19 protein-coding genes are annotated in these 20,721 nt (G+C 73.4%); 11 read left to right on the forward strand and 8 right to left on the reverse strand.

Annotated elements, in window-relative coordinates; genetic code table 11:
- The first annotated feature begins 190 nt into the window (after window positions 1-190).
- The 7 genes from ACFWRO_RS23275 to ACFWRO_RS23305 all read left to right on the forward strand — a co-directional run bounded on the left by ACFWRO_RS23275 (window position 191) and on the right by ACFWRO_RS23305 (window position 8,029).
- On the forward strand, window positions 191-820 hold the full coding sequence (locus tag ACFWRO_RS23275) for a TetR family transcriptional regulator (RefSeq protein ID WP_384512976.1): 630 nt from the start codon (window positions 191-193) through the stop codon (window positions 818-820).
- Window positions 821-1,039: 219 nt separating this feature from the next.
- On the forward strand, window positions 1,040-2,251 hold the full coding sequence (locus ACFWRO_RS23280) for an alpha/beta hydrolase (RefSeq protein ID WP_384512977.1): 1,212 nt from the start codon (window positions 1,040-1,042) through the stop codon (window positions 2,249-2,251).
- Between the two features lie 194 nt (window positions 2,252-2,445).
- The gene (locus ACFWRO_RS23285) at window positions 2,446-3,321 is read left to right on the forward strand and encodes a DUF4429 domain-containing protein (RefSeq protein WP_384512978.1); all 876 of its coding nucleotides are present in this window, start codon (window positions 2,446-2,448) and stop codon (window positions 3,319-3,321) included.
- A 328-nt stretch (window positions 3,322-3,649) separates the two neighbouring features.
- On the forward strand, window positions 3,650-4,936 hold the full coding sequence (locus ACFWRO_RS23290; protein ID WP_384512979.1) for a sensor histidine kinase: 1,287 nt from the start codon (window positions 3,650-3,652) through the stop codon (window positions 4,934-4,936).
- Complete coding sequence (locus ACFWRO_RS23295) at window positions 4,933-5,619, forward strand: response regulator transcription factor (RefSeq protein ID WP_362015195.1); 687 nt, start codon at window positions 4,933-4,935, stop codon at window positions 5,617-5,619. Before ACFWRO_RS23290 ends, ACFWRO_RS23295 begins: the two co-directional genes overlap by 4 nt.
- A 227-nt stretch (window positions 5,620-5,846) precedes the next feature.
- Window positions 5,847-6,827 (forward strand): alpha/beta hydrolase, encoded by a 981-nt coding sequence (locus ACFWRO_RS23300; protein WP_384512980.1) that lies wholly within the window; start codon window positions 5,847-5,849, stop codon window positions 6,825-6,827.
- Window positions 6,824-8,029 carry an acyltransferase gene (locus ACFWRO_RS23305; protein ID WP_384512981.1) on the forward strand — a complete coding sequence of 402 codons (1,206 nt, stop codon included), beginning with the start codon at window positions 6,824-6,826 and terminating at the stop codon, window positions 8,027-8,029. The genes ACFWRO_RS23300 and ACFWRO_RS23305 overlap by 4 nt, the downstream gene beginning before the upstream one ends.
- 17 nt (window positions 8,030-8,046) lie before the next feature.
- On the opposite strand, the gene ACFWRO_RS23310 is transcribed toward ACFWRO_RS23305, so the two are convergent.
- Both ACFWRO_RS23310 and ACFWRO_RS23315 read right to left on the reverse strand, forming a co-directional pair.
- On the reverse strand, window positions 8,047-9,060 hold the full coding sequence (locus tag ACFWRO_RS23310) for an aldo/keto reductase (protein WP_384512982.1): 1,014 nt from the start codon (window positions 9,058-9,060) through the stop codon (window positions 8,047-8,049).
- Complete coding sequence (locus ACFWRO_RS23315; protein WP_384512983.1) at window positions 9,057-9,464, reverse strand: MerR family transcriptional regulator; 408 nt, start codon at window positions 9,462-9,464, stop codon at window positions 9,057-9,059. The genes ACFWRO_RS23310 and ACFWRO_RS23315 overlap by 4 nt, the downstream gene beginning before the upstream one ends.
- A gap of 52 nt (window positions 9,465-9,516) precedes the next feature.
- Between ACFWRO_RS23315 and ACFWRO_RS23320 the strand changes: the two genes are divergently transcribed.
- Window positions 9,517-10,344: a serine hydrolase domain-containing protein gene (locus tag ACFWRO_RS23320; protein WP_384512984.1), complete on the forward strand. Its 828-nt coding sequence runs from the start codon at window positions 9,517-9,519 to the stop codon at window positions 10,342-10,344.
- A gap of 27 nt (window positions 10,345-10,371) precedes the next feature.
- On the opposite strand, the gene ACFWRO_RS23325 is transcribed toward ACFWRO_RS23320, so the two are convergent.
- From ACFWRO_RS23325 to ACFWRO_RS23345, 5 genes are read right to left on the reverse strand one after another with little or no spacing between them, the layout of a single operon-like run.
- Window positions 10,372-11,004, reverse strand: coding sequence for a hypothetical protein (locus tag ACFWRO_RS23325; RefSeq protein WP_384512985.1), 633 nt, complete (start codon window positions 11,002-11,004; stop codon window positions 10,372-10,374).
- Between the two features lie 11 nt (window positions 11,005-11,015).
- Window positions 11,016-12,443 (reverse strand): sensor histidine kinase, encoded by a 1,428-nt coding sequence (locus tag ACFWRO_RS23330; protein WP_384512986.1) that lies wholly within the window; start codon window positions 12,441-12,443, stop codon window positions 11,016-11,018.
- Window positions 12,440-13,123, reverse strand: coding sequence for a response regulator (locus ACFWRO_RS23335; RefSeq protein ID WP_384512987.1), 684 nt, complete (start codon window positions 13,121-13,123; stop codon window positions 12,440-12,442). Before ACFWRO_RS23335 ends, ACFWRO_RS23330 begins: the two co-directional genes overlap by 4 nt.
- A gap of 48 nt (window positions 13,124-13,171) precedes the next feature.
- Entirely contained in the window at window positions 13,172-14,893 is a 1,722-nt protein-coding gene (gene murJ, locus ACFWRO_RS23340) for a murein biosynthesis integral membrane protein MurJ (RefSeq protein WP_384512988.1), read from the reverse strand.
- Window positions 14,890-16,065, reverse strand: a complete 1,176-nt coding sequence (locus ACFWRO_RS23345; RefSeq protein ID WP_384512989.1) for a lipid II:glycine glycyltransferase FemX — start codon at window positions 16,063-16,065, stop codon at window positions 14,890-14,892. The genes murJ and ACFWRO_RS23345 overlap by 4 nt, the downstream gene beginning before the upstream one ends.
- Before the next feature lie 197 nt (window positions 16,066-16,262).
- On the opposite strand from ACFWRO_RS23345, the gene ACFWRO_RS23350 reads away from it, so the two are divergent.
- Entirely contained in the window at window positions 16,263-17,459 is a 1,197-nt protein-coding gene (locus tag ACFWRO_RS23350) for an Ig-like domain-containing protein (protein WP_384513036.1), read from the forward strand.
- 110 nt (window positions 17,460-17,569) lie between these two features.
- On the opposite strand, the gene ACFWRO_RS23355 is transcribed toward ACFWRO_RS23350, so the two are convergent.
- Window positions 17,570-18,235 carry a pirin family protein gene (locus tag ACFWRO_RS23355; protein ID WP_384512990.1) on the reverse strand — a complete coding sequence of 222 codons (666 nt, stop codon included), beginning with the start codon at window positions 18,233-18,235 and terminating at the stop codon, window positions 17,570-17,572.
- A gap of 269 nt (window positions 18,236-18,504) precedes the next feature.
- Here ACFWRO_RS23355 and fasR point away from each other — a divergent pair, with 269 nt between their 5' ends.
- Both fasR and ACFWRO_RS23365 read left to right on the forward strand, forming a co-directional pair.
- Window positions 18,505-19,686 (forward strand): fatty acid biosynthesis transcriptional regulator FasR, encoded by a 1,182-nt coding sequence (fasR, locus tag ACFWRO_RS23360; protein WP_384512991.1) that lies wholly within the window; start codon window positions 18,505-18,507, stop codon window positions 19,684-19,686.
- An 89-nt stretch (window positions 19,687-19,775) separates the two neighbouring features.
- Window positions 19,776-20,705, forward strand: coding sequence for an ACP S-malonyltransferase (locus ACFWRO_RS23365; protein WP_384512992.1), 930 nt, complete (start codon window positions 19,776-19,778; stop codon window positions 20,703-20,705).
- Window positions 20,706-20,721 lie beyond the last annotated feature (16 nt).

Genomic DNA, 20,721 nt, shown 5'->3' on the forward strand with positions numbered 1-20,721 from the left:
GAACGGGGCTCCGGTCGCCCCCCTGACCCTGCGGGGCCTTTTCCACGGTGGTCTGACTAGTCATACGAAAGAGGCTAGTGTCAGCGACTGACAATTGACAAAGCAATTCATGCGACAGTAACTGTCACTTAGCTCACAGGTACGCTGAGCAGCACGAAGCGACGGAAAGTGGCGGGAAGAGGGACAGCGGGTGACGATTTCCGGTCTGCGGGAGCGGAAGAAGCAGCGCACACGGAACGCGCTGCTCCGAGTGGCCCTTGAGCTGTTCACGACCCAGGGGTACGAGCAGACCACCGTGGACGAGATCGCCGACGCGGTCGAGGTCTCCCAGCGCACGTTCTTCCGCTACTTCGCCTCCAAGGAGGAAGTCGCCTTCGCCGTCCAGCAGACGGTCGAGGAGCGCTTCGTCCAGGCCCTGGCGGAGCGGCCCCCCGAGGAGGGCCCGCTCGACGCCCTGCGCAACGCGGTGCTCTCCGCCTGGGACAGCATCGGCGAGGCGATCATGGAGGTCGTGCCCGTCGAGCTGTATCTGCGGACCTTCCAGATGATCGAGTCGACCCCGTCCCTGCTCGCCACGCACCTGCGCCGCTCCATGGAGATGGAGGAGGCCATCGCCCGCCTCGTCGCCGCGCGCGAGGGCGTCGACGTGGACGACGACCCACGCCCGCGGATCGTGGTCGCTGCGTTCAGCGGCGTCATGCGGGTGACGGGCCAGCTCTGGGGCCGGGGTACGGACCTCAGCCTGGAGGGCATCCGCGCCCTGACCGAGGACTATATGGACCACCTGGGGCCGGCGCTGGCGCGGGACTGGCGGAGCTGACGGTCCCCTCGCGGGAGCGTCCCGTACGTCGTATACGACACGGGCCCGTGCGCCCTCCGGTGCGTCAGACACGAACCGGCTCACGCACCCTCCCGTACGTCGTACACGAACCAGGCCGTACGCCATCCCGTACGGAGCGTTACCACATCGCGCCTCCCCGCGTGATCCCCCTCACTCGGCCGCCCGGCCCGCCACCCCCGTCTCCTAGGGTGTGGCGCAGTGACTTCCTTCGACTCCTCCCCCACGCTCTCCGTCTGGCGCCTGATGCTCGCGCTCGCCGTCGTGTTCGTCATGCTGGCGACCACCGGCTGGACCACGATCAGCCATCAGCGCGGGCCAGGGGAGTCCCGCGAGGCCGCGCTCGCGTCCTGGGCGCACGGCAGGATCGGTCACCGGGCGCTGCCCGACCCGGCGGCCCCCGCCCGTACGATCGCCGCGTTCTTCGACTCGGTCGGCCCCTCGCAGGGCGCCTTCCTCGCCGACGCGCACCCGCTCGTCGTCGGCAACCTCGACGGCGCCCCGGTCACGCTCCGCTACCGCGCCAACCGGGTGTCCCTGGAGCGGGCCCTGGACGCCGAGCGCAAGAGGGTCGACAACGCCCGGCTGACCGCCGACGGGCGGCGCGAGGCCGTGCGCCGGGCGCACCGGTTCACCGCGCTCATGGAGCCCGGCCGGCAGATCCTCTCCTTCGACCCGACCGGCGGCGGCCGCATGGCCGAGGTCCTCGGCGATCTGGACCGGGCGCGGCGGGTCTCGGTGATCGTGCCGGGCGTCGACACCAACCTGCTCACCTTCCAGAAGACCGCCCGCCGGTACTCGGCCCCCGTCGGGATGGCCCAGTCGCTGTACGCGGCCGAGCGCAGGGCCGCGCCCGGGAGCCGTACGGCCGTCATCGCCTGGGCCGACTACACCGCGCCTGTCGGCGTCGGCATCGACGCCATGACGGGGCGGCTCGCCTCGGCCGGCGCGGTACGGCTCGTGCGCATGACGGACGCGCTGCCCGGGCACGCGCGCGTGAGCCTGTTCTGCCACAGCTACGGCTCCGTGCTGTGCGGGGTCTCCGCCGCGAACCTGCCCTCCCGGGTGACGGACGTCGTCGTGGCCGGGAGCCCGGGGATGCGGGTGGAGCGCGCTGCGGAGCTGTCCACCCGGGCCCGGGTGTGGGCGATGCGGGACGCGGACGACTGGATCGCGGACGTGCCGCACCTCGCGGTCGGCGGGGTCGGGCACGGGGCGGATCCGGTGGAGCCGGAGTTCGGCGCGCGGCTGCTCTCGGCGGCGGACGCGATCGGCCACACCGGCTACTTCGAGCCGGGGACGAAGAGCCTGGACAACTTCGCGGCCATAGGGGTCGGGGCGTACGCGAACCTGACCTGCGCGAGCGCCGACAGCGCGTGCCGCCGGGGGATCGTCGGCGCGGACGGCGGCTGACGCGAGCTGCCCCGGCCTGACACCGACTGGCCCGTTCCTGACCCGTTCCTGACCGGACCGAACCGGACCGATACCCGGACTGAACCGGACCGATGGGGTCCGGTGCGGACCGACGCGGTCCGCAACCGCCCGGCGCCGCCCGGGGCGCACGGACCCCCGGTGCAGGGGCGACGCGCGGGCGCACGCCGCCTACGATGAGGCCCATGGGTGATGTTCTGGCCGGAATTCATGCCACCTGGGAGTTCGAGAGCGACGCCGTCGTCATCCGGTTCGAACGGGGGATCCGCACACCGAAACTCTTCCAGGCGCTCGGCGAACGGCGTGTCCCGCACGAGGCGTTGGCGTCGGTGACGCTCACTCCCGGCAAGCGGGGCACGGTCGTGCTGCACGCCGAACCGCGACGGGGCGCCGATCCGCTGATGGAGGCGGCCGCAGGGCAGTTGCACGAGGGGAGCGACCCGTACCGCCTTGTGCTGCCGGCGGAGCGGGAGACGCTGGCCGAGTACTACCGGGACGAGCTGCGGGAGCGGCTGGTCGGCGGGCCGGGGGACGAGTCCGCGGGCGGTTTTCTGGTCGCCGCGCAGCAGGGACCGCAGTCCTTCAAGGCGTACGACGGGACGGCGAGCTTCGACGGCGCGTCGGAGGTGTCGTTCCGCTGGTTCTGGACGGGCGCGTCCTCGGAGAAGTGGAAGGCCGGCGACCAGACGTTCTCGGTACGGGACATCGGCGGGGTCGAGTGGCGCTCGCCGGACGTCTTCGACGGGTACCTGCGGCTGCTGCCGCGCTCCGGGGAGCCCCGGTCCGCCCAGGCGGACCGTGACCCGGCGGCCGTCGTCTTCGGCCTCGGCTACGGCTCGGTCCACAAGTCGCTGCCGTTCGCCGCGGCGGTCCTGGCGGCGACCCGGGGCGCGGGCCGCACGGCCCCGTCCCCCGTGGACGCGCTCCCGGAGGCGCGCGACCCGGCGGGGATCGCGGAACGCATCCGGCAACTGGGCGAGCTCCACCGGTCGGGCCTGGTGACGGACGACGAGTTCGCCACGAAGAAGGCGGAGCTGCTGGCGGAGCTGTGAGGGCCGGGGGTTGGGCGGGGCGGCCGGGGCGCGGCGGCCGAGGGTCGGGCGGGGCGGCCCGGGCTCGGCGGCCGAGGATCCGGGCAGGACCCCGAGGCTCGCCCCCGGGTGGGCCCCGGCGCTGGACCCCGGGTCCGCCCCGGAGCAGACCCCGGGCAGGACCCCGGGTCCGCCCCGGAGCAGGTCCCCAAAACCGGTCCCCGGCGCGCGACCCCCAGACCTGCCCCACCACCACCACCACCACCCCGCCTCATACCCCGGTATCAACCCCGTTCCGCCCCTAGGTATGACGTACGTTCCGGTCCTGGCTGCCTAACCTGGGCTGGCAATGAAGAAGACATCCATCTCCCCCGGCCTCGTGGCGCGGATCGCGCCCGCGCGGAGGGCCCTGCGGTCGTTCGGGGTCGCGCTCGCGACGCCCACCGAGCCCGGTGCACCGCTCTTCGCGGATGTGGGCAACCGGTGGCTGAGGCTGCTCCCGTACGTCCTCGCCCTCGGCTTCGTCTGCTCGCTGCTGCCCGTCACCGTCACCGTCCTCGCCAACGACTACGGCGTGAACGGCGCCCTCGCGGGAGCGCTCGCCACCGCGCAGACCGCGCCGCTGCTGCTCGCCGTCACCCGCCCCCTCCAGGCCTGGTGGATCATCGGGGTCGCCGACGTCCTCGGGGCGCTCGTGCTACTCCAGGCGGACGGTCTTGACGGGCGGTCCTGGCCGTGGACGCCCATGGTCGTCGTCGGCTACCTCGCGCTGATGCTGGCCCTCGCGCTCCGCGAGTCCCGCAAGGCGCTGCTCGGGGTGTGGCTGGTCACCGGGGCCGCCGGGTTCGTGCTCGTGGCCCTCACCCCGCAGCACGACGACGGCGTCCACATCCTCCTCTTCGTCCTGAGCGGGATCGTCCTGCTCCTGACGGCGACGCTGCGCGAACGCGGGGACGCCGAGCGCCGCACGCAGGCGGAGCGGGCCCGGACCACGCTCCTGGAGGAGCGCGCCCGGATCGCGCGGGAGCTGCACGACGTCGTGGCCCACCACATGTCCGTGATCACCGTGCAGGCGGACTCCGCTCCGTACCGGATCCCGGATCTGCCGGAGGCGGCGCGTGAGGAGTTCACCTCGATCGCCGCGAGCGCGCGGGAGTCGCTCACCGAGATGCGCCGGCTGCTCGTGGTGCTGCGCAGCGAGGGCACGGAGGGCGAACGGGCCCCACAGCCCGGCCTCGACCGGGTGCAGCAGCTGATCGAGGCTTCGGTACGGGCGGGGGTGCCCGCCGAGCTGTCCATGGCCACCGAACTCGGCGACGTACCGCAGGCGGTGGATCTGTCGGCGTACCGGATCGTGCAGGAGGCGCTCGCGAACATCGTCCGGCACGCGCCGGGCGCGAAGACCCGGGTGTCGGTCCGGTCCGAGGACGGCGCGCTGCTCGTCGTGGTCGTCAACGGGCCCTCCCCCGGCCACACTTCGCCTGTGGAGGGCGGGGACGGGACGGGTCACGGCCTGGTCGGCATGCGGGAACGCGTACGGTTGACCGGCGGCACGCTGGACACCGGGCCGCTGCCGGACGGCGGCTTCCGGGTCGCCGCCCGGCTTCCGCTGCGTACGGAGGAAGACGGCACGTGACCATCCGGGTGATCATCGTCGACGACCAGGCCATGGTGCGGGCGGGGTTCGCCGCGCTGCTCTCGGCGCAGGCCGACATCGACGTGGTGGGCGAGGCGCCGGACGGCCGGCAGGGCGTGGACGTGGCCCGGTCCACGCACCCTGACGTGGTCCTCATGGACGTACGGATGCCGGAGATGGACGGGCTCGCGGCGGCGCGGGAGATCCTGGACCCGCCGGTGGGGGTCACGCACCGCCCGAAGGTGCTGATGCTGACCACCTTCGACGTGGACGACTACGTGTACGAGGCGCTGCGCGCGGGCGCGTCGGGGTTCCTGCTGAAGGACGCGCCGCCGGCGGATCTGATCGCGGCGGTACGAGTGGTGGCGGCCGGCGAGGCGCTGCTCGCGCCCTCGGTGACGCGGCGGCTCATCGCCGACTTCGCGGCGTCGCGGCCGGCCCCGCGCGCGGACCGCGCGGCGCTGCGGCTGAACGGTCTTACGCCGCGTGAGACCGAGGTACTGGAGCTGATCGCGCGGGGCCTGTCGAACCAGGAGATCGCGGACCGGCTCGTCCTCGCGGAGCAGACGGTGAAGACCCACATCGGCCGGGTGCTCGCCAAGCTGGACCTGCGCGACCGCGCGCAGGCCGTGATCTTCGCGTACGAATCGGGCCTGGTCACCCCGGGGGACGCGGGTCGTTAGTCCTACCCCCGTACGTTGGCCCTTCCCCCGTACGGGTGACACGGGTCGTCAGGCCCCGTACGGGCCTGCGGGGGAAAACCCCACCCCCGCGCGGGGGTTCGCTCCTCGTCCGACCCCTACCCCGGTATCAGTCGGGACTTGGCCCCCCGGTGTGACGTGCCGTCATGCGTCCTCTTCCTACCTTCCTCTCGCCAACGTCGAGAGACACGAAGAGGGAGGGGCGCCCCATGCGTCGCTACACGAGGACCCTGGTCGCCGCCGCGATCGTCACGACCGTGGTGGCCGGGACCGCGGGATGGGCGTCCGGGCACGCGCAGCAGCCCGTGACCGGGGCGCCCGTGGGGGCGGAGGCCTGGCGGGCGGACGGGCTGCCGGACCCGGAGCGGACGAGCGCCGCCGGGATCGCCGCGTTCTTCGAGGGGCTGAGCCCCGCCCGGCAGCGGGAGTTGGTGCGCGCGCACCCCTCCGTCGTCGGCAACCTCGACGGCGTTCCGCCACGGCTGCGGTACGAGGCGAACGCCCGCACCCTCGGCGGGGAGCACGCCGATCAGCAGGTCCTCGCCTCCGACCCGCGCGGCCGAGGCCAGGTCGCCCTCGTCTACGGCGACCTCGACACCGCCGAGCACGTGGCCGTGGTCGTACCCGGGTCCGACATCGACGCCGGGAACGTCCGGCCCCTCACCGACATGGCCGAGTCCCTGCGCCGCGCCACCCACGGCCGTACCGCCGTCGTCGCCTGGGCCGGCTACACCACGCCCCTCGGCGTCGGGGTCGACGCGGCCACCGGCGAGCTCGCCGAGGCGGGGGCCGAGCGGCTGACCCGGCTGACCGACGGGCTCGCGGCCGTCGGGGCGCCCGCGCCGTCCGTGTTCTGCCACAGCTACGGCTCCGTCGTCTGCGGTCTCGCCGCCGACCGGCTCAAGGCCAAGGACCTCGTCGTCTTCGGCTCACCCGGCATGCGCGCCGCGAACGTCGGCGAGCTGAACACCTCCGCCCGCGTCTGGGCCGCCAAGGACCCGTCCGACTGGATCGACCGGATCCCGAACGTCGAGTTCGCGGGGCTCGGGCACGGCGAGGACCCCACCGACCCCGCCTTCGGCGCCCGCCGCGTGCCCGCCGACGACGCCCGTGGCCACAACGGCTACTTCGCGCCCGGCACGCAGTCGCTCCGTACCTTCGCCGCCATCGCCCAGGGGGACGTCCGATGAAGACGCCGCACGCACTCGTCGCACGCATCGAATCCCGTACCCCCGCCCATCGCGACCGCGCGATCGACGGCCTGCGCGCCCTCGCCCTGCTCGCCGTGCCGACCGGGCACTGGCTGCTCGGCGGGTTCACGCTCTCCGCCGACGGCGCGATCCACAACGCCAGCCCGCTCGGCACCTTCGGCGGTCTCGCGCCGGTCAGCTGGATCCTGCAGATGCTGGGGATCTTCTTCCTGGTCGGCGGTTACGCCTCCGTCCTGTCGTACCGGCGCCACGAGGGGTCCACCGGTGAGTGGCTCAAGGGCCGGCTCGCCCGCCTGGGCCGCCCGGTGCTCGGGGTCACGGCCGTCTGGGCCGCGCTCCTGCCGCTGCTGCACTTCGGGTTCGGGGTGCCGGGCGACACCCTGCGGACGGCGTCCACGCTGGTGATCCAGCCGCTCTGGTTCGTCGGGGTGTACACCGTCGTCACGGCCCTGACCCCGCTGTGCGTGCGCGCCGCCCGCCGGGCGGGCGTGTGGGCCGCCGCGCCACTGCTCGGCACCGTCGCCGTCGTCGACTTCCTGCGCTACGGGCCGTACGCGGACGGCATGCCGTCCTGGCTGAGCCTGGTGAACATCCTCCCCGGCTGGCTCTTCGCCTATCAGCTCGGTGTCTCGTGGGGCGAGGGCCGGCTCACCCGGCGCCACGCCTGGGGGCTGCTGCTCGGCGGCGCCGCGCTCTTCGCCGCGCTGCTGCTCGCCTTCGGCTACCCGGCGTCGATGGTCGGCGTGCCGGGCGAGGTCCGCACCAACTCCCACCCGCCGTCGCTGCTGGTCCTCGCCCTGGCCGCCGCGCAGAGCGGCGCGGCGATCCTGCTCCGCGACCGGCTCGGCAAGCTCCTGAAGCGCCCCGCGCTGTGGGCGCCGGTCGTGGTGATCAACCTGTCCGCGATGACGATCCTGTGCTGGCACCAGACGGCGATGCTCGCCGCCGCGATCCCCGCCTCGTACGCGGGTGAGGTCCCGGGCCTGGTGGGCGCGCCGGACTCGGTCGGCTGGATCCTCGCCCGGCTGGCGTGGATGCCGCTCTTCGCGGGACTCCTCGTCCTGATCGGGCGGTACGCGCGCCGCTTCGAGGCGCCGTGGACCCGCACCGGCCCCGCCCGCCGCACGGTGGCGGGCCTCCTCGCGGCGGGCTTCGCGATGTTCGCGCTGGGGCTGACGTGAGTCCGACAGGGCGGTGGCTACTCGCGGGCCGCCGAGGTGAAGGTCATGTCCGGGTAGCGGTCGCCGGCGACCTGCCCCGCGATCGGCTCCAGGGTGGCGAGTTCCGCCTCGGTGAGCGTGATCCGCGTCGCCGCCGCGTTCTCGAGGAGACGGCTGCGCTTGCGGGTGCCCGGGATGGGGACGACCGTCAGGCCGTGGACGGCGGCGCGCTGCTGGACCCAGGCGAGGGCGACCTGCGCCGCCGTCGCGCCGTGGTCGGCCGCGATCTTGTGGACCGGCGTGAGCAGAGCCGTGTTCCGCGCCGCGTTCTCGCCCGTGAACCGGGGCTGGTGCGCGCGGTAGTCGCCGCCCGACAGGTCCTTCGAGGCGTCCGCGAACGCGCCGGTGAGGAAGCCCCGGCCCAGCGGCGAGTACGGCACGAACGTCACGCCGAGCTCCGCCGCCGCGCCGACCGCGCTGCGCTCGACGTCGCGCGAGAAGAGCGACCACTCCGACTGCAGGGCCGCGATCGGGTGCACCGCGTACGCCTCGCGGAGCTCGGCGCCGGTCACCTCGCTCAGGCCCAGGTGCCTGACCTTGCCCTCCTGTACGAGCTCCGCCATCGTCCCGACGGACTCCTCGAAGGGGATCTCCGGGTCGCGCCGGTGCATGTAGTACAGGTCGATCGTCTCGATGCCGAGGCGGCGCAGGCTGCCCTCCACGGCCTGCCGGATGTACGCGCGGTCGTTGCGCACGGCCCGGTAGTGCGGGTCGTCGGCGCGCCGCTCGATGGCGAACTTGGTCGCGAGGACGACCTCGTCGCGGTGCCGGGCGAGGAAGGGCGCCAGGAACTCCTCGTTGGCGCCGCTTCCGTAGACGTCGGCGGTGTCGATCAGGGTGACGCCGGCCTCAAGGGCGGCGTCGAGGGTGTCGCGGGCGGCGGCCTCGTCGGTGTCGCCGTAGAACTCGCTGATGCCCATGGCACCGAAGCCCTGGACGCCGATCTCGGGTCCGTTCTGACCGCCGAGCCGTACGGTGTCGATCCTGGTCATGAGGTACTGCCTCCACTGGTGGTGCCGTCGGTGGTTCCGTAATGGCCGATCTTGATGTCGAGCACGGCCAGCGCGTCCTGGAGCTCGCCGATCCGGGCGAGGACGTCCCGTCGGGTGCTCTCCAGGAGCTCGCGGCGTTCGTCGCGGGTGTGGTCGCCCTCCCGGATCAGCTCGGCGTACCGCACCATCCCGGCGACCGGCATCCCGGTCAGCCGGAGCTTGCCGACGAACGCCAGCCAGTCCAGATCGCGCTGGGAGAAGCGGCGCTGCCCGGTGTGCGAACGGTCGACGTGCGGCATCAGACCGATCCGCTCGTACCAGCGCAGGGTGTGCGCCGAAAGCCCGGTCAGGGCGGCGACCTCGCTGATGGTGAAGTGGGCGGCGCTGCTCTCGATCACGCTCATGACCTCCACGCTAGAACCTTAGAGCGTGCTCTAAGCAAGTAGGCTCGGCCCCATGTCGTTGCAGAGCCTGGCGTTGACCGAGAACTGGCCCGTCCCCACCGCGGCCGCCGCCGTCGTCCGCGCGGACGGCACCCTGGCCGGGTCGTACGGCCCCACCGGACAGCGCTTCCCGCTCGCCTCGGTCACCAAGCCGCTGGCGGCGTACGCCGTCCTCGTCGCGTACGAGGAGGGGGCGATCGACCTCGACGAGCCCGCCGGGCCCGAGGGCGCGACGGTCCGGCACCTGCTGGCGCACACCTCGGGGCTCGCCTTCGACGAGCCGCGGGTGATGGCCGCGCCGGGGGCCCGCCGGATCTACTCCAACACCGGGTTCGAGGCGCTCGGCGATCATGTCGCCAAGGCGACGGACATCCCGTTCGCCGACTACCTCCACCAGGCCGTCCTGGAGCCGCTGGGGATGGCGTCGACGACGCTGGAGGGCTCGCCCGCCAAGGACGGCGTCTCGACCGTCGACGACCTGGTGCGGTTCGCGGCCGAGGTGCAGGCGCCCCGGCTGCTCGACGCGCGCACCGTCCTGGACGCGATGACGGTGACGTACCCCGGTCTGACCGGCATCCTGCCCGGCTACGGGCACCAGAGGCCGAACGACTGGGGGCTCGGCTTCGAGATCCGGGACGGCAAGTCGCCGCACTGGACCGGGGCTTCGTCCTCGCCGCGTACGTTCGGGCACTTCGGGCAGTCGGGCACGTTCCTGTGGATCGACCCGGACGCGCGGGCCGCGTGCGTCGCGCTGACCGACAGGCCCTTCGGGGCGTGGGCGGTCGAGGCCTGGCCGCCGTTCACGGACGCGGTCCTCGCGGAGCTGCGCGCCGGGGCCTGATCCCCCGCTTTCCCTCGCTATCGGCCGCTACTGGCCGCAGGTCTGGGCGGCCAGGGTGCCGTCCGGGCCGCTGAGGCTGATCGCGGCCAGTCCCGCGGGGTCCTTCGCGAAGACCGTCGTGCAGACGATCTGCTGGACGGCGACCGGCTCCAGGGCCTTCACCGGGCCCGTGGACCGCACCAGGTACGTCGGCATGCCGTAGGTCCCCATCTTGGCCGCGTAGTCGCTCACGTACAGCTCGTGCCGCCCCGCCGGGAGCCGGGAGCCCAGGCCCGCGGCGCGCTCGCCTTCGTCGGGGCCGGCCAGCAGGGCGACGAGCGCCTTCATGGGCCGGCCCGTGCGGCCCTGCCCCACGTCGGTCTCCCGCAGGTCCGCCGAGTCCGCCGCTCCGGTGCCGGTCGGGGTGGGGCCGGGGTCAGGGCCGTGGTCGATGCCCTGGCCGTCCCGTACCACCGGTGCCAGGCGCCCGTCGCCGCCGACGAGGAAGAGCGTCATCCGGAGCGCGGGCGGCGGCTGGACGACGACGGAGGCCGCGTCGCCGGACTCCACGACGTCGGTGCCCTGGATGCCGCACGCCCCGAGGGTCAGGAGCAGGACGGCGGCGAGGGCGGCCCGGCGGTACGCGTGCACAGCGGGTTCGTTCGCAGCGAAATCGTGCACAGCCGGTTCGTTCACAGCGGGATCCTCACGACGAAGACGGCCCCGCCGTCGGGGTGGTTGGCGGCCAGGACGGTGCCGCCGTGGAGCCGTACGTTCTCCTGGGTGATCGCGAGCCCCAGGCCGCTGCCGGCGGAGCGGGTGCGCGCCTGGTCGGCCTTGAAGAAGCGGTCGAAGACGTGCGGCAGCACCTCGGGCGCGATGCCGGGCCCCTTGTCGGCGACCTCGGTGACCACCCACGGCCCGTCGGTGTACAGCCGTACCGTGACCGGCGGGCGGCCGTGCCGCAGCGCGTTGCCGACCAGGTTGGCGACGACCACGTCGAAGCGGCGCGGGTCGAGCCGGGCCCGGATGCCGTCCGGGAGGTCCGGGACCAGCTGCTCCGGGTCGGTCCAGTGGCGGCCGGCCAGGGTCCTGCGGATCGTCTCGGCGACGTCCACCTCGTCCGGGTTCAGCTCGGCGGCGCGGGCGTCGAAGCGGGAGATCTCCATCAGGTCCTCGACCAGGTCGGCGAGTTTGCCGGTCTCGGCGCTGATGAGCCGGACGGCGGCGGCCGTGTCCGAGTGGAGGTGGGCCGCGTCCTCGTCGAGTACCTCGGTGACGGCGAGCATCCCGGCGAGCGGGGTGCGCAGTTCGTGCGACACGTCCGAGGCGAACCTCCGGGCGCGGGCCTCGGCGCTCTGCAGCTCCGCGACCGAGCGTTCGAGTTCGGCGGCGGACTCGTTGAACGTCCGGGCGAGATCGGCGAGTTCGTCGCTGCCCTTGGCCTGGATACGGGTGTCCAGCTCGCCCCGCCCCATGCTGTGCGCGGCGCGCCTGAGGTCCCGTACGGGGCGCAGCACGCTCCGGGCGGCGATCAGGGCGGGGACGAGCGCGGCGGCGAGGGCCGGCAGGACGCCGCCGCGGGCGGCGGCCACCATGGCCTCGATGTTCTTCTGCTCGCCGCTCATGTCGACGACGGCGTAGAGGACAAGGCCCGTGGGCAGGCCGTCGGCGCCGGGGCCCGGCTTGAGGAGGGCGGGGACGGCGATCGTCAGATAGGCGGTGCCGTTCTTGACGACGCGCTGGAAGCTGGTGTGCGTGGTGCCCTGGGCGCGGGCACGGAGTTCGGGGGTGAGGACGGTGGAGGTGGGGCGGTCCGTGGAGGAGACCCGGAGGGGTCCGTACTCGGCGTAGACCCGCCAGGGGCGGGGTTTGCCCTGCTTGGCCATCTGGAAGAGCGACTCGCGCAGCGCGTCCCGGTCGACGGGCAGCGTGATGCTGTGCTGCCCGACCAGTTCGCGGAAGGCGGCGACGGCGTTGTCCTGGGCCTGTTCGAGGATCGCGTTGCGCGCGGCCTGGTAGGTCAGCGCGGCGGTGGTGCCACAGCCGACGGCGGCGACCAGGAGGAAGGCGAGGACGAGCCGGGTGCGGAGCCCGAAGGGGCGCAGGCGGCGCTTCACAGCGGTCCGAAGCGGTAGCCGAAGCCGCGCAGGGTCTGGATGTAGCGGGGGGTGCCGGGGGCGTCCTCGATCTTGTTGCGGAGCCGCCGGACGCAGGCGTCCACGAGCCTGGCGTCGCTGTGGTAGCTGTGCTCCCAGACGTGTTCGAGGAGTTGCTGGCGGCTGAAGACCTGCTCGGGATGGGCGGTCAGGTGCAGCAGCAGTTTGAGCTCGGAGGGGGCGAGGGCGAGGCGTTCGCCGGACTTGGCGACGGTGAGCCCGGCGCGGTCGATGGCGAGTTCGCCGTGGAACTCGACGGCGGGACGGCCCGCCCCGGGTATCTCGATGCGGCGCAGGACGGCGCGGATGCGGGCCTCGATGACCTCGGTGCGGGCGGGTTTGACGATGTAGTCGTCGGCGCCCGCCTCCAGGCCGACGACGATGTCGAAGTCGTCGCCGCGCGCGGTGAGCATGATGATCGGCAGCTGGCTGGTCTCCCGGACCCGGTGGCAGACCTGGACGCCGTTCATGCCCGGCAGCATCAGGTCGAGCAGGACGAGGTCGGGCCGGAACTCGGTGAGCAGCGCGAGCCCCGCCTCTCCGGTCGCGGCGGCCCGCACCTCGTGGCCGCGTCGGCGCAGCCCGAGTTCGACCCCTTCGCGGACGGAGGGGTCGTCTTCTATCAGGAGCACGCGAGGCATTCGTGGAGTATCCCAAGGTGAGGAGGGCGAGCGGCGGGGTGCCCCCGGTCAGCCGCCGCGCGGGCGCGGGACGACGCGCAGGCGCCGGCCGGTGGTCGTGAGGAGGGCGCTCACCTCGGTGAGCCCGAGGGGCCGGGCGAGCAGCCCGAAGACCGCGAGGACGGCGAGGCCGCCCGCCAGGGCGGCGGGCAGTGCGCCGGCCGGGGCGGTGGAGTCGGTGGCGAGCAGCCCCCAGCCGGTGGCGGGCAGGGCGACCACGACCAGCCGCGCGAGCGAACCCCCGGCCCCGGCGCCTCGTGCGGAGGCGGGCGTGGAGGCCCCGAGGCGGCGGCGCAGCGCGTACGCGGTCAGGGCCCAGCCCGCCCACAGCGCCAGCGAGTAGCCGGCGGCGATGCCCGCCACCGCCCAGGTCGGGGGCAGGAGCCGGTACGCGGTCAGGGAGAGGCCCGCGTTCAGGGCGGCGATCACCAGGTTCAGGAGGAACGGGGTCTTCGTGTCGCGCAGCGCGTAGAAGGCGCGGGTGCAGACGTACTGGCCCGAGAAGGCGACGAGGCCCGGCGCGAAGGCCATCAGGATCCACGCCATCGCCCGGACGTCGGCCGCGTCGGTCCTGCCGTACTGGAAGACCAGGCTCATCAGCGGCACCGCGAGCGCGAACAGCGCGCAGGCCGCCGGGACGACCGCCGCCGCCGAGGCGCGCAGCCCGTACGAGACGTCCCGCCGCACCCCGGCGAGGTCGCCGTCGGCGGCGGCGCCGCTCATCCTCGGCAGCAGCGCGGTCACAAGCGAGACGGTGACGATGCCGTGCGGCACGGCCCACAGCAGGTAGGCGTTGTTGTACGCGGCGAACCCGAAGCCGCCCCCGCCGCCTTCCAGCCGCTCCGCCTGCGCGCCCGCCGCCGTGGCGAGCTTCGTCGTCACCCAGTACGCGGCCTGGTTGGTGAGGACGAGCAGCACCAGCCAGCCCGCCGAGCGCAGCGGCGCGGTGAGCCCGCTGCCGCGCCAGTCGAACCGGGGCCGCCAGCGGAACCCGGCCCCTCGCAGCGAGGGCACGAGCGCGAGGGCCTGGAGCGCGATGCCGGCCGTCGTGCCCCAGCCGAGCAGCGCGGTCTCCCCCGCCGAGAGTCCGCCGGAACCGGTCACCGCCGTCGCCACGTAAAGCCCAAAGACGGCGATGACGACGACGTTGTTGAGGACCGGCGTCCACATCATCGCGCCGAACCGGCCCCGCGCGTTCAGGACCTGACCGAGCAGGGTGAAGAGGCCGAGGAAGAAGATCTGCGGCAGGCAGTAGCGGGCGAACGCGACCGTCATCGACTCCCGCGCGCCGCTGTAGTCGGTGTACGCGTCGACGATCGCGGGCGCCGCGACCACCGCGCCCGCCGTCATCACGAGCAGGGCGCAGACGCAGATCGTGAGGAGCCGATCGGTGTAGGCGACGCCGCCGTCCTCGTGCTCCTTGGCGGCCTTGACCAGCTCGGGCACGAAGACCGCGTTGAGGGCGCCGCCGAGGAGCAGTATGTAGACGATGGTGGGGATGGAGTTGGCGACCGCGTACCCGTCGGCGATCCCCCCGACGCCGAGCGCCGCCGCGACGATCGCCGAGCGGACGAAGCCGGTGGCGCGCGAGACCAGCGAGCCGGCGGCCATGAGCGCGCCGCTGCGCAGCACGGACGGGGTGGCGCGGTGCCTCGGCCCCGCTCCCGCGCCCTGCCCTGGGCCCGGCCCCGGCTCCGGCCCTGGCTCCGGCTTCGCGACGGTCGTCGTCATCGGCGGGCCAGGTACGCCTGGAACGCCCGGTACAGCGCGTGGTTGGTCGTGCCGGCCAACGGTGTCTCCCACTCCCCCAGCGTCTCGACGGCCTGCCCGCCCGTGCCGAGCTTCCAGCGCAGCAGACCGTGGGCGCGGTCGTCCGGATCAAGGGTGGAGGGTATCCCGCGCATGTCGTAGACATCGGCGCCGATCGCGTGGGCGTCGAGCAGCATCCGCCACTGCAGGGCGTTGGAGGGGCGGACCTCGCGGCGGTGGTCGGCGGAGGCGCCGGTCTGGTACCAGACCCGCTTCCCCACGGTGATCATCGTGTGGGCGGCGAGGGTCTCGCCCTCGTGGCGGGCGAGGTAGAGCTTCATCCGTCCGGGTTGCTCGGCGTTGAGGACCGCGTACTGGCGTTCGTAGTAGGAAAGGGAGCGGCCGAGGCGGAATCCGTCACGCTCCTCGGTGATCCGCAGGAGCCGGAAGAAGTCCGGCAGGTCGGCCGCCGAGCCGACGACGACCTCGACGCCGGACTTGCGGGCCTTGCGGACGTTGCGCCGCCACTCCTGGTTGAGGCCGTCCCACAGGTCTTCCGAGCTGCGCCCGGCGAGGGGGACCTGGTAGACGTGGCGGGGCTGGGCGTCGGCGCCGTCGGAACCGCTGGTCGAGTCGCCGCCGCAGCGGCGCCAGCCGCGGGAGCGGAGCCGTTCGGCGACGGCGGTGCCGAGCGGGTCGACCTCGTCGGCGAGGACGTCGGAGAGCCGCCGCCCGGGAGCGGTGTGCGCCTTGAGGGTGGCGGCGTTCCAGCGGCGGAAGGCGGGCGAGGGCCCGATGCGTACGGCGAAGGCCCCGGCGGCGCGCAGGTGCTGGAGCAGCGGGGTGAGCCAGCCGTCGATGTCCGGGTCGGACCAGTCGGCGACGGGCCCCTCGGGGAGGTAGGCGAAGAACTTCCGGGTGCCGGGGAACGGTCGCAGCAGGACGAGAGCGACACCGGTCGGACCGGTCCCCGACTCCGGTCCCCAGCCGAGGAGTTGATGCCGCCAGCCGTCCTTGACATCGGCCCAGGAGGGGCACTGGAGAAAGCTGGGGCGGGCCTCGCCCCGGGCGAGGAAGGCACGGTACGTCTCGACGGTGACGGGCTCGAGCCGAGTGGCCTGCGGCGGTGCGGCCGTCACGAGCAGAGCTGACACAACGTGAGCCTCCTTGTTCCGCCCCTCGGTCGGGGGTCGCACAGGATGCTCACAGCCGGTCTTGACCGGTCCGCGCGTCGTGTGTGACCGGACGATGACCGTTCCTCACCACCCCTCGTCACAGAGGTCCGGGGGCCGATTCCGCGGCATACAGTCCGGGCATCCCACACTTTTCTCCGGAGGTTTCCGTGGTTTCCGTGCTGTCCTCGGTTCCCGCACGCACCCGAATACGCCGGTCGCTCGCGGCCGTCGCCCTCTGCGGCTCGCTCGCCGCCTGCTCGGCCGGGGCGGTGGGCGCGCCCCGTACGACGGAGAGCCCCGGGGCCGCGGGCCAGGCGGAGACCCCGGCGAAGGTGACCGTGGTAAGCCCGGCGGCGGGGCGGACGGTGACGGTCACGGCGACCGGCGGGACGCTGCGGACGGTCCGGGTCGTGGACGCGGAGGGCGCCGAGCTGGCGGGCCGTACCGGGGCCGGCGGGACGTCCTGGGTCTCGGACCGGAAGGCGGTGCCGGGCACGTCGTACCGGGTGGAGGCGACGACCCGGACGGCCGGCGGGAAGGAGACGACGAGCAGCTCGACGTTCAGGACGGCGCCGGCCGCGCGGGTCAACAAGCTGACGCTGGCGCCGGGGAAGAACACGACGGTCGGGGTCGCCCAGCCGCTGTCGATCGTGTTCGACCGGCCGGTGACGAACCGGGCCGAGGTGGAGAAGCAGCTCAAGGTGACGACCTCGAACGGGACCGTCGGCTCGTGGGGCTGGCTGAAGGACTGGTCGGGCAAGGACCGGGTGGACTGGCGGCCGAAGCAGTACTGGAAGCCGGGGACCCGGGTGGACCTGAACGCGACGCTCGACGGGACGGACTCGGGCGGCGGCTGGTTCGTCCGGGACTACCGGACCGGGTTCACGGTCGCCGGGACGGCGCAGGTGGTGAAAGTGGACCTGGACCGCAAGCAGCTCGTCCTTGAGCGGGACGGGCGGGCCGTGCGCACGATCCCCGTATCGGGCGGGACGCCCGGGGGCGACAAGCGGTCGTGGCGGGGGACGGCGGTGCTGATGGCGAAGGAGGGCACGATCAACATGAACTCGGAGACGGTCGGGCTCGGCGACGCCTACGACAAGATGGTCGACTTCTCGATGCGGCTGACGTGGTCGGGCATGTACGCGCACGCGGCGCCGTGGAACGCGGCGAACTTCGGCCGCGCGAACCGCAGCTCGGGCTGCATAGGCATGAGCGACGCCGACGCGACGTGGTTCTACGGCCAGGTGCGGCCGGGCGACCCGTTCGAGATCAAGGGCGCGGACACGAAGGGCACGGTGGCGGAGGGCAACGGGTACGGGGCGTGGAACGTGAGCTGGGAGGGATGGCGCACGAAGAGCGCGACGGCTCGCTGACGCGAGCGGGGTGGGGGGTTAGGCGTGGGTGCGCGGTCCCGGCCGCGCCCGCCCTGCGGGGCCGGCGCGGTGCCTCCGCGCCGGAGCCTTTTGCCCCGGTGCGGGTCGGCTCAGGCCGCTGCGCGCATCTCCCAGAAGAGGACCTCCGCGTCCGAGGTCGCCAGGACGGCGAGGTCTCGGGCGGCGGTGACGCGGGCCGCGTCGCCGGGGGTGAGTTCCTCGCCGTCGAGGCGGACCGTGCCTCGCACCACGTGCGCGTAGACGAGGTCCGCGTCAGGGACGGCCGTGCGCTCGCCCTGTTCCAGGCGCCGGACGTGGAGCATCGCGGCGGCCTCCGGGAGGGCGTACGGGGTGGAGTCGGCGATGCCCCGGACGATCTCGTACGCGGGGTCGCCGCCCGGCTCCAGCGGGGCGAGCCACATCTGGACGAAGACCAGCGGCACGTCGGCGTCGTTGCGCTCCTCGTGCCGTACGCCCCCGGCGGAGCTGAGCCGCTGGACGTCCCCGGGGCGGACGACGGTGGTGTGTCCTGCGGCCGTGTCGTGGTGGGTCAGCTCGCCCTCGACGACCCAGGTGACGATCTCGGTGTGCCGGTGCGGGTGCTCGGCGAAACCGGCCCCGGGCGCGAGCCGCTCCTCGTTGCAGGCGAGCACGGCGCCGAAGCGGAGGTTGTCGGGGTCGTAGTGCGGCCCGAAGGAGAACGCGTGCCGCGTCTCGATCCCGGCCACCTCGTCACCCCCGGGGTAACGGTCACCGGCCCGCTGAATACGAATCACGCCCCCACGGTAGCCCGCCACACTCTCGCCAACCGGCCCGCCGGATCCCCGCCCACGAAGGGCGTACGGCAGCCACGGCAGCGAGCCGGTGGGCCCGCTGGCCCGCCCGCCCGGCCCCGCGGAGGCCCACCCGGGCAGGCCCGCCCCGCGGAGGCCCGCCCGACAGAAACCCCCGCGGGCCCGTCCCGCGCCACGCCCCCGACGGGTCCGGCGCAAGGAAACGGCCCCGACCCCGCACCTGGGCGTCCCGATAAGGCAGTCTTGTCCACGTGCCTGAACCCACGAACGCCGCTCATCCGCATTCCGCGACCCTGAAGCGCCTCGAACAGTCCTCCGGGCGGCTCGCCGCCAACGCCATTGCCCGTATGGACGAGACGCTGCCGTGGTACCGGGCGATGCCTCCCGAGAACCGGTCGTGGATCGGGCTGGTCGCGCAGGCGGGCATCGCCGCGTTCACCGAGTGGTTCCGGCACCCGGAGACCCCGCAGGCCATCTCCACCGACGTCTTCGGCACCGCGCCCCGCGAGCTGACCCGCGCGATCACGCTGCGGCAGACCGTCGAGATGGTCCGCACCACCATCGAGGTCATGGAGACGGCGATCGAGGAGGTCGCCGCCCCCGGCGACGAGTCCATCCTCCGCGAGGCCCTCCTCGTCTACGCCCGCGAGATCGCCTTCGCGACCGCCCAGGTCTACGCCCAGGCCGCCGAGGCCCGCGGTGCCTGGGACGCGCGTCTGGAGTCCCTCGTCGTCAACGCGGTCCTCTCCGGCGAGGCCGACGAGGGCGCCGTCTCGCGGGCCGCCGCCCTCGGCTGGAACTCGCCGGACCACGTCTGCGTCGTCCTCGGCACCGCCCCCGACGGCGACAGCGAGCTGACCGTCGAGGCGATCCGCCGCGCCGCCCGGCACGCCAAGCTCCAGGTCCTCACCGGCGTCCTCGGCGACCGGCTCGTCGTCATCGCCGGGGGGAACGACAATCCGCTCGCCGTCGCGAAGGCGTTGATCGGGCCGTATGCGGCGGGGCCGGTTGTCGCCGGGCCCGTCGTTCCCGACCTGCTCGCCGCCACCCGGTCCGCGCAGGCCGCCGCCGCCGGGCTCAAGGCCTGCTCGGCCTGGCAGGACGCCCCGCGACCGGTCCTCGCGGACGATCTCCTGCCGGAGCGCGCGATCGCCTCCGACCCTTCTGCGCGGGACCAGTTGGTGGAGGAGATCTACAGACCACTCGAAGAAGCGGGATCGGCGCTGCTGGAAACTCTGAGTGTCTACTTGGAGCAGGCGAGCAGCCTGGAAGGCGCGGCGAGGATGCTCTTCGTGCACCCGAACACCGTGCGCTACCGGCTTCGACGTGTGACAGATGTCACCGGCTGGTCACCCTCCGATGTCCGGTCGGCCTTCACGCTGCGGATCGCCCTCATTCTGGGGCGCTTGGCCGACGGAGATTCGCAGTCCTAGACTTTTGTCGAACACCAACAATTCCCCCGACGGTTCTTCGTCCTAGTCCCCACGGGCGCTCGGAGCCGTCCCCAAGAGAGAGTGTGAGGGTGCTCGTACTCGTCGCTCCCGGCCAAGGCGCTCAGACGCCCGGCTTCCTGACTCCCTGGCTCGAACTCCCCGGCGTCGCCGACCGTGTGGCGGCCTGGTCCGAGGCCATCGGACTGGACCTCGTCCACTACGGCACGAACGCCGACGCGGACGAGATCCGTGACACCGCAGTGGCCCAGCCGCTGCTCGTCGCCGCCGGTCTGCTGTCCGCCGGCGCGCTCCGCGAGGCCGTTCCCGGCATCGCCCCCGGCGCCGTCGCGGGCCACAGCGTCGGCGAGATCACCGCCGCCGCGTTCGCCGGTGTCCTCGACGAGGTCTCCGCGCTGCGTCTCGTACGGGCCCGTGGGCTCGCGATGGCCGAGGCCGCCGCGATCACCGAGACCGGCATGGCCGCGCTGCTCGGCGGCGAGCCCGACGTCGTCTTCCCGCACCTGGAGAAGCTCGGCCTGACCCCGGCCAACGTCAACGGCGCCGGCCAGGTCGTCGCCGCGGGCACGCTGGAGCAGCTGGCCGCGCTGGCCGAGGACAAGCCCGAGGGCGTCCGCCGCGTCGTCCCGCTGAAGGTCGCCGGCGCGTTCCACACGGAGCACATGGCCCCGGCCGTGACGAAGCTGGAGGCCGCCGCGAAGGAGCTGACCGTTTCCGCTCCGACCGTGCGCTACGTCTCCAACCGGGACGGCGCCGTCGTCACCGAGGGCGGCGACGTCATCCGCCGCCTCGTCGGCCAGGTCGCCAACCCGGTCCGCTGGGACCTGTGCATGGACACCTTCAAGGAGCTGGGCGTGACCGGGCTGATCGAGGTGTGCCCCGGCGGCACCCTGACCGGTCTCGCCAAGCGCGCGCTCCCGGGCGTGGCGACCGTCGCCCTGAAGACCCCCGACGACCTCGACGCGGCCCGCACGCTCGTCGCCGAGCACACTGCAGCCTGAGTAAGGAGCCGTAGAG

The sequence above is a fragment of the Streptomyces sp. NPDC058579 genome (assembly GCF_042718575.1).
GTDB lineage: Bacteria > Actinomycetota > Actinomycetes > Streptomycetales > Streptomycetaceae > Streptomyces.

What these genes read in the sequence shown, in the direction of transcription:
- ACFWRO_RS23285 (WP_384512978.1), top strand. Translation starts at nt 2,446, where the DNA reads ATGAGGCCCATGGGTGATGTTCTGGCCGGAATTCATGCCACCTGGGAG.
- ACFWRO_RS23290 (WP_384512979.1), top strand. Translation starts at nt 3,650, where the DNA reads ATGAAGAAGACATCCATCTCCCCCGGCCTCGTGGCGCGGATCGCGCCC.
- ACFWRO_RS23300 (WP_384512980.1), top strand. Translation starts at nt 5,847, where the DNA reads ATGCGTCGCTACACGAGGACCCTGGTCGCCGCCGCGATCGTCACGACC.
- ACFWRO_RS23305 (WP_384512981.1), top strand. Translation starts at nt 6,824, where the DNA reads ATGAAGACGCCGCACGCACTCGTCGCACGCATCGAATCCCGTACCCCC.
- ACFWRO_RS23310 (WP_384512982.1), bottom strand. Translation starts at nt 9,060, where the DNA reads ATGACCAGGATCGACACCGTACGGCTCGGCGGTCAGAACGGACCCGAG.
- ACFWRO_RS23315 (WP_384512983.1), bottom strand. Translation starts at nt 9,464, where the DNA reads ATGAGCGTGATCGAGAGCAGCGCCGCCCACTTCACCATCAGCGAGGTC.
- ACFWRO_RS23320 (WP_384512984.1), top strand. Translation starts at nt 9,517, where the DNA reads ATGTCGTTGCAGAGCCTGGCGTTGACCGAGAACTGGCCCGTCCCCACC.
- ACFWRO_RS23335 (WP_384512987.1), bottom strand. Translation starts at nt 13,123, where the DNA reads ATGCCTCGCGTGCTCCTGATAGAAGACGACCCCTCCGTCCGCGAAGGG.
- murJ (WP_384512988.1), bottom strand. Translation starts at nt 14,893, where the DNA reads ATGACGACGACCGTCGCGAAGCCGGAGCCAGGGCCGGAGCCGGGGCCG.